This is a genomic window from Pseudomonas kulmbachensis, from assembly GCF_963681935.1.
Taxonomy (GTDB): Bacteria; Pseudomonadota; Gammaproteobacteria; order Pseudomonadales; family Pseudomonadaceae; genus Aquipseudomonas; species Aquipseudomonas kulmbachensis.
This window is the reverse complement of sequence record NZ_OY817088.1, coordinates 1,893,994-1,907,009: the sequence shown is the minus strand read 5'-3', so window position 1 is coordinate 1,907,009 and position 13,016 is coordinate 1,893,994. Positions and strand designations below refer to the sequence as shown.

Sequence of the window (13,016 nt, the reverse complement as noted above, 5' to 3'; positions counted from 1 at the left end):
ATCACCGCCTACAACCCCTCCAGCTCTGCCATCAGGTCACTCAGGCGATCGACTTTTTCTTCGTTGATTTCGCTGCTCTCCAGCCCTTCGATATACAGCGCCAGTTGTTCAACACAACTGCATTCGAACATCGCTCGCAGCGGCACGTTGCGCTGCAATACTTTTTGCACCCGTGAGGCGATTTGCGTCGCCAACAGTGAATGTCCGCCCAGTTCGAAGAAATTGTCACTCACCCCGACCTGCTCCAGGTTCAGCACCTGTGCCCAGATATCAGCCAGGGTCTGTTCCAGCTCAGTGCGCGGGGCGACGAAGTTTTCGCGCTGCAATTGACCAATTTCAATCGGCGGTAACGCCTTGCGGTCCAGTTTGCCGTTGGCGTTCAAGGGCAATCGTTCCATCCACAACCAGTGCAGCGGCACCATGTACTCGGGGAGTTCAGCGCGCAGGTGCTGTTTGATCTGCTCCAGCTGTTCGCTTTGAGCAAGGGCCGAAGGCGCCCCCACCAGGTAGCCCACCAGATACTTTCCGTTAACACCTTGCTGGACGCTGACCGCCGCGTCTCGGACATGTGCCTGTTCGTGCAGACGTGCCTCGATTTCACCCAGCTCGATACGGTAACCGCGAATTTTCACCTGATGGTCGATCCGACCCACGTACTCCAGCACGCCATCCTTGCGCCGCCGTGCCAGGTCACCGGTGCGGTACAAACGCTCGCCCGGCGCGCCAAACGGGTTGGGCACAAAGACCGTCGCGGTACGCAACGGGTCACTGATATAACCGCGGCCCACTCCGGTGCCCGCCACGCACAACTCACCCACGGCGCCCAACGGCACCAGTTGCAAGGCGCCATCCAGCAGATACAGACGGTTGTTGTCGGTCGGGGTGCCAATCGGCAAATAACTGCCCTGGGTCGAAGCATGGTCGACACAAAAGAAGGCCACGTCATCCGAACATTCCGCCGGGCCATAGGCATTCACCAGGCCGATATCGGGGTAGCGCAGCAGCCATTGCAAAGCAAGCTCGGGGGGCATGGCCTCCCCGGTCGGTAGCAGCCAGCGCAGACCGTCGAGTTGCACCGGGGCCTCGGCCAGCATGCCCTGGATCAGTGACGGCACGCTTTCCAGCACCGTAATGCCCTGCGCATTGACCTGCGCCAGCAACGCCTGCGGATCATGGGCCACGGTATTGGGGACAATATCGACCCGAGCGCCAAACAGCGGCGCCGCAAGGAACTGCCACACCGAAATATCAAAGCTTTGCGAGGCGGTCTGAGCAATCACATCGTGCTCAGTCAGTTGCAGATACGGCACTTTGCTCAACTGGTTATTGAGCATGCCGCGCTGCTCCACCATCACGCCCTTGGGCAGTCCGGTAGAGCCCGAGGTGTAAATCACATAGGCCAGGTTATCCGGCTGGCTGTACACCTGCGGGTCATGTTCTGCCAACCCGGCCGCTTGCACCGACTCCCAAACCAGCAGGCGCGGACGCACTGCGCACCCGGCGGCGTCGAGCAACGCCTCGGCTTGCTCGCGGCAAGCTTCGGTACACACCAGCAACGGCGTGCGGCTCAGTTCGATAATGCGCAGCAGACGTGAGCCGGGCAGCTCCGGGTCCAGCGGCAGGTAACCTGCCCCGGCCTTGAAGCTGCCGATAATCATGCCCAGCAAGTCCAGCCCGCGCCCGGCCAGCAACGCCACCGGTTGATCTGGCCCCACGCCTGCCGCGATCAGAGCATGCCCCAGGCGGTTGCTGCGCTGGTTGAGTTCACTGTAAGTCCAGCGCTGTTCGAGGCAACTGGCGGCGATGCGCTGCGGATGCGCTGCAACCTGCGCTTCAAACAGCTCGGCGTAGCTCTGTTGCAGCGGGTATTGGCGCTGGCTGCGGTTGCAGTTGTCGAGCAAAAATTGCTGTTCCAATTCGCCCAACAACGGTAACTCGCTCATGTCGCCATCGAGGCCGTCCATCAAGGCCAACAGCAGGCGCTTGAACTCCCCAAGCATCTGTTCAACGCTGCCATGCTCGAAAAAGCGCTGGTCATAGGACAGGTGCAAGCCCAGGTCATCACCTGGATAACACACCGCAGTCAGCGGAAAGTTGGTGTGAGTACGGCCCGAATCGGAGGTCGCATTAAGGTGCTGGGCGCGGGTCATGACCGACATATCCACCGGCGCGTTTTCGAACACGAACAGGCTGTCGAACAGTGGCTGGCCCTTGGGCAGTTCGCTGCGCTCCTGGATCGTCACCAGCGGCAGGTATTCGTATTCGCGCAGTTCGATATTGTGTTCAAGCAAGGCTCTGAGCCATTGAGCAACCCCCAGCGGCTGGCCGTCCTGGGGCATTTGCACACGCAGCGCCACACTGTTGATAAACAGCCCGACGGTCTGTTGCATATGCGCCAGCTCCACCGGCCGCCCGGCCACAGTGACCCCAAATACCAGGTCGCGCTCACCGCTGAAGCGACGCAGCACCAGAGCCCACGCCGCCTGGGCGAAGGTGTTGATGGTCAGTTGGTGCTGCTGCGCCAGTTCACGCAAACGCACACCATCGCGTGCCTCAAGGCGAGTGTAACAGTCACCCACCAGCATGCCGCCGCTTTGGCCCGCATGCTCACGCAGGAACGGACGATCACTGGGGATATGGGTGGTCTGCTCAAAGCCTTGCAGGTTGCGTTGCCACCAGTTTTTGGCCTGTTCCAGATTTTGCTGTTGCAGCCAGCCGATATAGTCGCGATAACGGGGTGCCGCGCTCAGTAGCGGGGTTCGGGCCTCGCCCAGGGCGCTGTAGATTTCAAAAAAGTCGCTCATCAGCAGTGAGCGGCACCAGGCATCGATCAGAATGTGGTGGTTGCTCATCATGAACCAGTAACGGGCCTCGCCCAGGCGGATCAGGCGCAGGTGGAACGGTGCCCGATTGAGCAAATCAAAGCCGGTTTCACGCTCGCGTTTGTGCAGTGCCTGCAAGCGCGCTTCATGGTCGTCTTCGGGCTCGGCGCTCCAGTCCAGATAGTCGATTGGTGCAGCACCGGGACGATGGATAATTTGCAGCATCTGCTCGCCGACGTTCCAGCAGAACGAGGCACGCAGTGCTTCGTGGCGAGCAATCACCGCCTGCCAGGCATCGGCAAAACGCTGCGGGTCAAGGGCACTGTTGATCCGATAACGGTCCTGCATGTAGTACAAGCCGGTGCCCGGTTCCAGCAGCGTATGCAGCAACATGCCCTCTTGCATCGGAGTCATCGGGTACAGATCTTCGATCAGCTCGGCAGCAACCGGCAAGGCATCAAGCTGGACCTGATCGAGCCTGGCCAGGGGAAAATCCGACGGCGTAAAACCGCCCGCGGGGGTACTCAGGCAATGGCCAATCAGGTCTTGCAGTTCGCTGACATAGGCATGCGCCAATTGCTCGATGATCTGCGGGGTATAACGCTCGGCGCTGAAGGTCCAGCGCAGCAATAATTCACCGCCATACACCTGGCTGTCGATACTCAACTCGTTCGCCAACGGTGCCAGCGGGTCATGGGCCGCACCCGTCGGCTCGTCCAGAGGGTGGAACAGCGCATCATCGGCAAAGCTCTGGTCGAACTGACCGAGGTAGTTGAAGGTGACCGCAGCCTCAGGCAAGGCGGCCAATGCCTCACGGGTCGCGCTATCGGTCAGATAGCGCAGCACGCCATAGCCCAGCCCCTTGTGCGGCACGCTGCGCAGTTGCTCCTTGATCGCCTTGATCGAGGCGCCCTGCCCTGCGCTGGAGGGTGTCAGCCGAAGTGGATAGGCACTGGTGAACCAACCCACGGTGCGGCTCAGGTCGATCTCGTCAAACAGGGTTTCGCGACCGTGGCCTTCGAGCTGTACCAGGGCCGAGGGTTGCCCGGTCCAACGGCACAGTACGCGTGCCAGAGCGGTCAAGAGCAGGTCGTTGACCTGGGTCCGATAGGAACTCGGTGCCTGTTGCAGCAGTTGGCGGGTGTGCTCGCAACCCAGGCCCACGCTGACGGTATGGGCGTGCAGATTTTGCCGCCCGCCCTGCGGGTTGGCACACGGTAATTCGACCCGCGGGCCGTTCAGTTGCCGTTGCCACAGGCTCAGTTCTTCGCGCAGCGAATCGCTACCAGCATAGGCTTGCAGACGTGCCGCCCAGGCACTTGAGGCGCTGGTTTTGCCCGGCAATTGCAGCGCTTGTTGCGCAGCCGCTTGCCGATAGAGGGTTTGCAGGTCTTCGAGCAGAACGCGCCAGGACACGCCATCCACCGCCAGGTGATGGATCACCAGCAGCAAGCGTTGCTCGCCATCCGGGCCATCTACCAGTACCGCACGCAGCAGCGGGCCCTGTTGCAGATCGAGACTGCGCTGGGCATCAGCGAACAGCCCAGTGCATTGCTGCATGTGCGCAACTGTCTCGTGCCACAGCAACGGCTGATCGAACTCGGTGCGGTATTCGGCCCGCCATTGCCCGGCCTTTTCACCAAAGCTCAGACGCAAGGCGTCATGCTGTTCCAACAATGCAGCCAGCGCGCGGGCCAGTGGCTGCGGCTCAAGACGAAGGGTTGGCGCCAGCAGCAGCGACTGGTTCCAGTGCTCGCGGTTGGGCATGTCGGTGTCGAAGAACCAGTGCTGGATCGGCGTCAACGCCGACTCGCCGCGAAGCAGTCCTTGCTCGGCGCGATTCTGTTCAGTACGCGTGGCGACATTGGCCAGCGCCTGCACGGTCTGATGCTGGAACAGGTCCCGGGGGCTGAAGTGAATCCCCAATTGCCGGGCGCGGCTGACCACTTGAATCGACAGAATCGAGTCGCCGCCCAGCTCAAAAAAGTTATCGTCCAGGCCCACCTGTTTCAGGTTCAGTACGTCGCACCAGACCGCCGCCAGGCTTTGTTGCAGCGGGTCGCTCGGGGCCACGTATTGCTGGCGCTCAAGCTCAGGGTCCGGGCTTGGCAAGGCACGGCGGTCGAGCTTGCCGTTGGCCGTCAGCGGCATGCTGGCCAGCAGGATAAAGTGGCTGGGCACCATGTAGTCCGGCAGTTGCGCCTTGAGTGCTGCGCGCAATTGCGCCCGATCCTGCTTCGCGGTATCTACTACCAGATACGCTGCCAGTTGCTTGCCAGCGGGCAGATCCAGCGCCAGAACCACGGCTTCACGCACGCCGGGCTGTTGCAGCAGGCGAGTTTCGATTTCCCCCAGTTCGATACGGAAACCGCGGATTTTCACTTGCTGGTCGATACGCCCCAGGTACTCGACCAGACCATCGACGCGCTGGCGCACCAGATCGCCGGTGCGGTACAGGCGCCCACCGTTGCATGCAAAAGGATCGGCGACAAAGCGCTCGGCCGTCATGCCCGGACGCCGGTGATAACCCTGCGCCAGCCCCGCCCCGCCAATGTACAACTCGCCGGTGGCACCTTGCGGCACCAAGGCCAGCCCAGCGTCGAGGATATACCCCAGCCGTGCGCCAATTACCTGGCCAATGGGTACGCTGGCTGCGCCCTCTTCGAGATGTTGCGGAGCCAGACAGGCCAGCGGCATAACCACGGTTTCGGTCGGGCCATAGGCATTGAAAAACACATCCGGCTGGAATGCATCGCGAATGCGTTGCAGATGCTCGCCCGTCAGTGCCTCGCCACCGGTGATACACATGCGCACTGGCAGGGTCCGCTGTTGGGTCTCCAGCCATTGCGCCAATTGGCTGCCATAACTGGGGGTAAAGCCCAGAATACTGACCTGCTGCTGTGCTATCAGTTGGCAGATTTCCTGCGCATCCCACTGCCCTTGGGCGCGCAACACCACCCGCGCGCCGCACAGCAGGGGTGCCAGCAAGCGCTCGGTGGCGGCGTCGAAGTTGATCGAATAAAAATGCAACTCGCAGTCATCCGGGCGCATGCCAAAACGCTCGATAACCGCGCCGCAATGCATGGCAATTTCACCGTGGGACACCACCACGCCCTTGGGCTGTCCGGTAGAGCCCGAGGTGTAGATCAGGTACGCCTGATGCTGCGCCATGGTGATGAACGGCAGTTCGCTGCACGGATAAGCCGCCAGTTGCGGGCTGTCGTCTTCCAGGCTCCAGCGAGCCACGCCCTCGGGCAACTCGCCCAGTTCGGCAAATAGGGTGCGGTGACTCAACAGCAAACCAATGCCACTGTCTTCAATCATGTAGTGCAGGCGCTCCAGCGGGTACTCCGGGTCCAGTGGCACGTAGGCGCCACCAGCCTTGAGAATCGCCAGCAGGCCGATCACCATCTCCAGTGAGCGCTCCAGCGCCAGCCCTACACGCACCTGAGGACCGACCCCAAGTTCGCGCAGCCGCCAGGCCAACCGGTTGGCGCGGCCATTGAGCTGGGCATAGCTCAAGTGCTCCCCGCCAAAAGTCAGGGCAATGGCATCGGGACGTACCAGCGCCTGTTCGGTGAACAGGCTGTGAATGCACGACTCAAGGTTGTACTCGGCCTCTGGCGGCGCCATGCCGGCCAACAGCCGCTGTTGTTCCGGGGCGTGCAACAGCGGCAACTCGCTCAGACGCTGCTCGGGATCGCCCAACAATGCCTCCAGCAGGTTGCGCCAGTGCCCGGCCATGCTCGCGATGCGCGGTTCGTCGAACAGGTCAGTGCTGTAAGTCAGGCAGCAGCCCAGGCGGTGGTCCAGGTCAGTGACTTCCAGGTTGAGGTCGAACTTGGTCGCCCTGGCATCATTGGCCAGGTACTCGACCGTCATGCCCGCCAGCTCGCGGCTTTGCTGGAATTCCCAGCGCTGCACGTTGCACATCACCTGAAACAGCGGGTTGTAGGCTGCACTGCGTGGCGGGTGCAGCGCTTCGACCAGATGGTCGAACGGCAAGTCCTGGTGCGACTGGCCTTCGATCACGGTCTGGCGCACTTGTTCGATCAATTCGCCAACGCGCATCGCCCCGTCCAGTTGGCAGCGCAGCACCTGGGTATTGAGAAACGCACCAATCAGCCCTTCGCTTTCCGGGCGAATGCGGTTGGCCACCGGTGCGCCGATGCGCAGGTCGGTCTGGCCGCTGTAGCGATAGAGCAACACCGCCAGGGTTGCGGTCATGGTCATAAACAGGGTCAAACCGTGCTCGGCATTGAACGCCCGCACCCGTGCCGCCAGTTCGGCGCTGAGATCAAAACGGTACAGCTCGCCCCGATGGCTTTGCACCGAAGGCCGCACACGGTCGGCGGGGAGCTCCAGCAGCGGGTGTTCGTTGCCGAGCTTGGCGGTCCAGTAATCGAGCTGGCGCTGGCGCTCGCCTGACTCCAGCCACTGGCGCTGCCATACGCTGTAGTCGAGGTATTGCACGGCCAGCGGCGTCAGTGGCGACAAACGATCATCGACAAACGCTTCGTACAGCACGCCCAGTTCACGGGCAAAAATATCCATCGCCCAGCCTTCGGTAACGATGTGATGCAAGGTCAGTACAAAGTAGTGTTCGCGGTCAGCAGCCTTGACCATGCACGCGCGCAGCAGCGGACCGCGTTCAAGATCAAACGGTCGATGCGCTTCACTGTCGGCCAGCGCTTGCAGACGCTGCTGGCGGGTGGCTTCGTCCAGCAGACTGAGGTCCAGCCAGGCCATGTTCAGCAGGGTTTCACGGTGGACTTGCTGACAGGCCACGCCATCCACACTGGGGAAGCGGGTGCGCAGGGTTTCGTGGCGCTGGATCAGGGCCTGCAAAGCGGCTTCGAAGCGCTCGACATCCAGCACGCCTTTAAGTCGCGCCATGCCGCCGACGTTGTACGCCGGGCTGTCAGGCTCCATTTGCCAGAGGAACCACATGCGCTGTTGCGAATACGACAGTGCCACCGGCTGGTTACGGTCGACCAGAGCGATGGGCAATTGCGTGTTGCGCTGGCCTGCCGCCTGAATCGCCTGCACCTGGGCGACAAACTCACCCAGTTCACTGGCTTCAAACAGAGTGCGCAAGGCCAGTTCCACATCACAGGCCTGACGCACCCGCGAGACGATTTGCGTGGCCAGCAGCGAGTGCCCGCCCAGGGCGAAGAAATCATCGCGCAAACCAATGCGCTCCAGCCCCAGGACTGCACTCCAGATTGCCGCTATTTGCTGCTCAAGTGCGGTCTGCGGTGCGATGTGTTCACGGGCTTGCCACACGGGCTCGGGCAAGGCCCGGCGATCCAGTTTGCCGCTGGGGCTCAAGGGCATGGCGTCCAGCCGCAGCAGTTGCGCAGGCACCATATACTCCGGTAGTTGCTCAGCCAGTGCGGCCTTGAGCTGGTCTTCGCACGCCGCCCCCGGCAGCGCCGTGTAGTAGCCGATCAACTGCGGCCCGGCGGCCGTCTCGCGGATCATTACCGCCGCTTGCGCCACAGCGGGCTGGGCCAGCAAGCAGGCCTCGATTTCCTGCGGTTCGACGCGAAAGCCACGCAGCTTGACCTGCTGGTCGAGACGCCCGAGGTATTCCAGCACCCCGTGCGCGTTCCAGCGCACCTGATCACCGGTGCGATACAGACGGGCACCCGGCTCGCCCAGGGGGTCGGCAACAAAGCGTTCTGCGGTCAACCCAGGCCGGTCGAGATAACCCCGCGCCAGACCGCTACCGCCAATACACAGCTCGCCTGGCACTCCAGCCGGCAGCGGGTTGAGTTCGCTGTCGAGTACCCGGCACAGCACGTTGGCCAATGGCCGACCGATGGGCGAACGCTCGCCATCTGCCAGGTTGCATTGCCAATGGGTGACGTTGATCGCGGTTTCGGTCGGGCCATAGCGGTTGTGCAACTGCACCGCAGGCAACTGTTGCAACACATGATTGCGCAACTCGGCGGGCAAGGCCTCGCCGCCCGCAAACAGCCGGCGCAAACTGCTGCACTGCCGGGTTTGCGGCTCGTCGACAAACAGGCGCAACAGCGCGGGCACAAAGTGCAGGGTGGTGACGCCAAATTGCTCCACCAACTGTGCAATACGCTGCGGGTCGCGGTGCTCGCCGGGCTCTGCCAGGACCAGACGGCAACCGGTTATCAGCGGCCAGAAGCACTCCCACACCGACACATCGAAGCTGATCGGAGCTTTTTGCATCAGTACATCGTCGACCTGCAACGCGTAGGTGGCCTGCATCCACTGCAAACGCTCGGCGAGTGCCGCATGGGTATTGCCCACGCCCTTGGGCTGGCCGGTGGAGCCGGAGGTGTAGATCACATAGGCGAGGTTATCACCGTGCAAATGCAAGCCCGGCGCATGGCTTGGCCAGTTGTCCAGCTTGAGGCTGTCCATGGCAATCACGCTGAGGGTTTTACCAGCGGGTAGCCTGCCCAGCAGATGGCTCTGGCTGAGCAGGATTGTCGCGCCGCAATCTTGCAGCATGTAGGCCAGACGCTCCGGCGGGTAGTCCGGATCCAGTGGCACATAGGCGCCACCGGCCTTGATAATCGCCAGCAAACCGATCAGCAACTGCGGCGAACGCTCGACAGCAATCGCCACCGGTACATCCGGGCCAACGCCTTTGTCGCGCAGGTAGTGCGCCAGACGATTGGCCTGGGCATGCAAGCTGGCCAGGTCGAGGCTGCCACCGTCCCACATCAAGGCGATGGCGTCCGGCGCCTGCTGAACCTGCTGCTCCAGCAACTCGGGCAACCAGCGTTCGGCAGGGGCACAGGGGGCGGCGCTCCACTGCTGCTGCTCGCTCACCTGCTGTGCATTGAGCAGTTGCAGATCGCCGAGGGGCCGGGTGCTGCAGGCGGTGACCTGCTCCAGCAGGCTGACATAGTGCTCGGCCAACCGCGCAATGGTGCCAGCGTCAAACAGTTCATCAGCGTAGTCGAACGCCAGAGTCAGGCGCCCATGACGGTCCTCTTCACTGTGCAGTTGCAGGTCGAACTTGGCTTCGCGGCTGTGCCATTGCAGCTCTTCGGCAAGCAAGCCCGGCAGACGGCGCAAGGCGCCAAGATCACGCTGCTGGTGGTTGAACATGATTTGAAACAGGCCCTGCTCACGGGCTTGCGGGAAGGCTTCGAGCAGTTGCTCGAACGGCAGGTCCTGATGCCCCTGGGCATCAAGGGTAGCTTGACGGGTCTGATGCAGCAGGTCAGCAAATGCCAGGCGCCCATCCAGCTCGGCGCGCAGCACCAGGGTGTTGATAAAGAAGCCGATCAGACCGTGGGTTTCCTGTCGCGGGCGATTGGCACTGGGGACGCCGATGCGAATATCACGCTGGCCGGTGTAACGATGAAGCAGAGTCTGCAAGCTCGCCAGCAACAGCATAAATGGCGTGCACTCGTGGGCCTGCGCCGTTTGCCGGATGGCGCTGCCAAGGGCCGCATCGAGCTTCAGGCTGTAACGCGCAGCGCTGTGTTTACGCTGCGCCGAGCGCGGGTGATCGGTGCTCAGGCTGAGGCTCGGGTGCTGATCGCCCAACTGCTGCTTCCAGTAGTTGAGCTGACGCTCGGCCTCGCCTTGCGCCAGCCATTGGCGCTGCCAACTGCCGTAGTCGGCGTATTGCAGTGTCAGCGGCGCCAGCTCCAGCGGCTGGCCCAGGCATGCTGCCGCGTAGAACCGGGAAAATTCGTCGATCAACAGATTCAACGACCAGCCGTCCGCGATGATGTGGTGCAAGGTCAGTAACAGCTGATGCTCTTGATCATCGAGCTTGACCAGCGTGACCTGAAATAGCGGGCCGTGCTCCAGGTCGAATCGGGTGCGGGCTTGCTCCTCACGAACTTGCTGTGCCCGGGCTTCACGCTCAGGGCTCGCCAAGTTGCTGAGGTCGACCACTTGCAGAGCAAAGTCGCTCGCGGCATCAACGCACTGCAAGGCCTGGCCATCGCGTTCATAAAAACGTGTACGCAAAGCTTCATGACGTTCGATCAATCGCGCAAAGCTGTTGCACAACGCTGCTTCGTCCAGTTCACCGCGCAGACGCAAGCCACCCGGAATGGTATAGGCGCTGCTCTGCGGGTCGAGCTGCCACATAAACCACAGACGGTTCTGCGCCAGCGACTGGGGCAATTCCTGATCGCGGGGCAAGGTTGCAATTGCGCCCTGGGCCAGCCCGCCATCCTGCTGCAAGGCGCCTACCCCGGCTGCGAAAGCGCTCAGGGTCGGGGCCTCGAACAACAGGCGCAGGTTCAACTCAAGCTTGAGTTCCTGGCGCAGATGGGCGATGACTTGGGTGGCTAGAATCGAGTTGCCGCCCAACAGAAAAAAGTGATCGTCTGGCGCCACTTGCTCAACCTGCAAATGCTCACACCAGACCCAGGCGATCAGGGCCTCCAGCTCGCTCCCACGCTGCACCGCATCGGCCGGAACTGGCGCGCCGTGCTCATGGGGGAACTGCGCATAACTGTCGAGGCTGCCAGCGGCCAACCGGCTACGACAGGCCGAACGCTGCAGTTTGCCACTGGAGGTTTTCGGCAGTGCTCCAGGATTGAGCAGTACCACCAGGCTCGGGGCTTGCTGAGTAGCTTCAGCCACCGCCTGGCGAATCCTGTTGATCAACGTTTCCGGGGGCAGGATTTTTTGCACGCTGCGGCTGATTTCAGCGGCAACGCCTATCCCCTCCTCGCCTTTGGCGTTGACCGCGAATACCGCGACCCGGCCTTTGCGCACCACTTCGACCTCACGCTCGATGGTTTTTTCGATGTCCTGTGGGTAGAGGTTGTGGCCGCGGACGATCAGCAGGTCCTTCAGCCGACCTGTGATAAACAGCTCGCCGTCACGCATAAAGCCCAGGTCGCCAGTACGCAGCCAGATACCGCCTTGAAAATCGACAAAGGTGCTGGCGCTGGCCTCGGGGTTGCGCCAGTAACCGTGGGCGATGCTCGGGCCGTTGGCCCAGACTTCACCAACGCAATTGTCAGGCAGAACCTCAAGGCTTTTCGGGTCGACAATAAGCACTGAGTGTTCGGGTTGACTGAAGCCACAACTCATCACCGGGCTACCGTCGCCCGCCACGATCCGGTTGTTGGCCAATGCCAGGTCATCCAGGCACAGAGCCGGGATGCCTTGACCGCGCTGACTACCAGTGACAAACAGCGTGGCTTCGGCCAAACCGTAGGAAGCAAAGTAGCTGTCTGGGCTGAAGCCACAAGGCGCAAATTTATCCGCAAAGTGCTCAAGGGTGTCTTGCCGAATCGGCTCGGACCCCGAATAGGCGACGCGCCAGCGGCTCAGGTCCAGCGCAGCCAAGGCCGTGTCGCTGACCCGCTCACTGCATAGCCGATAGGCGAAGTCCGGCCCGCCGCTGATGGTGCCACCGTACTCACTGATGGCCTCCAGCCAACGCAACGGTCGGGTCAAAAAATAGGCCGGTGACATCAGCACACAGGGCACGCCGCTGAAGACCGGTTGCAGCAAACCACCAATCAGGCCCATGTCGTGATACAGCGGCAACCAGCTGACAATCACGTCATCCGGGTTGAGGTCGATACCAAATCCGCGGCGGATCAACATCTCATTGGCAACCAGATTGCCGTGGGTCACCTGCACGCCTTTGGGCAACGCAGTGGAGCCTGAGGTGTACTGCAAAAAGGCAATATCGTCGGCCTGCAAGGCAACCGGCTGCCAAGCGCTGGCCTGGTGCGGGTCGAGACTGTCGACGCAGAGCAATTGCGGCGCATCAGCGCCAACCAGTTCGCTCATTTGCAGCAAGGGCTCGCGCAGAGCGCTGCTGGTCAATAGCAGGCGCGGCTCGGCATCGGCCAGAATCGACAACAAGCGTTCTTGATGATGACGGCGTGCCGACTCCGGTGGATAGGCCGGCACGGCAATCACCCCGGCATACAAACAGCCAAAAAATGCCGCGACGTAATCCGGGCCACTGGGGAACAGCAAGACCGCTCGCTCGCCCACGCCAGCATTGGCCTGCAAGGCGGCGGCAATGGTGCGCGCACGCAGATCCAGCTCACCATAACTGAGCACCACCGCGTCCAGCGGGTCGTCGGCGAGGAACCGTAGCGCCAGTCGATCCGGGGTCTTTGCTGCACGCAGTTGAAGGGCTTGGGCCAAGTTACCGGGGAGTTCGAACGCGTCCATCATGGGGTTTCCTGCCTGGGGTCGGCTTGAAAGAAA

General features: G+C 62.0%; 1 protein-coding gene. It reads right to left on the bottom strand.

Features of this window, described 5'->3' with window-relative positions; genetic code table 11:
* Positions 1 to 8: 8 nt before the first annotated feature.
* Positions 9 to 12,983, bottom strand: a complete 12,975-nt coding sequence (locus U5A05_RS08750; RefSeq protein ID WP_321836121.1) for a non-ribosomal peptide synthetase — start codon at positions 12,981 to 12,983, stop codon at positions 9 to 11.
* Between the last annotated feature and the right edge of the window lie 33 nt (positions 12,984 to 13,016).